The sequence below is a fragment of the Citrobacter sp. Awk 2 genome (assembly GCF_028069815.1).
Classification (GTDB): Bacteria; Pseudomonadota; Gammaproteobacteria; order Enterobacterales; family Enterobacteriaceae; genus Citrobacter.
In genome coordinates this window covers 1-384 of sequence record NZ_JANEWL010000271.1, presented here as the reverse complement: position 1 = coordinate 384, position 384 = coordinate 1, and the positions used below count along the sequence as shown (strand labels likewise).

Here is a 384-nt window from a genome sequence, read left to right as displayed (position 1 = left end):
ATTATTATTTGATATTGAGACGTACTAGCGCACCGGCATTTTTCTCAACCACATCTTTTGCGATATCTCTTCCAATAATCGCTGGCATTGCTGGAATACTCAATTTACCTGTCCAGTAATAATCATCGCTTTCCAGCCAGTCAGCCTGATAGCGTAATTCAGCAAGACTTGCCCTGTCCCATGAATGCCAGCAATAACCAACTGGTAAGTCATAGGCAACAACCCGGCTCATAAATTCTTCACTCATCGGTAATGTGCTGTGATCTGTCGGTCGCTGAACATAAGTACGAACATCTTCAAGCATTTCAGCTCTCGATTGCTTTTCATATCTGTTACGATCCGCTTTTGAACCGGGCCCCGGCAATTGAATTCCTGAAGGTTCTT

Annotated in this window: 1 pseudogene; it reads right to left on the bottom strand. The window is 43.8% G+C overall.

What is annotated here, in order from left to right:
• Positions 1–4: 4 nt before the first annotated feature.
• Positions 5–384 (bottom strand): annotated as a pseudogene (locus NNO02_RS23595) (T6SS effector phospholipase Tle3 domain-containing protein); the annotation flags it as partial.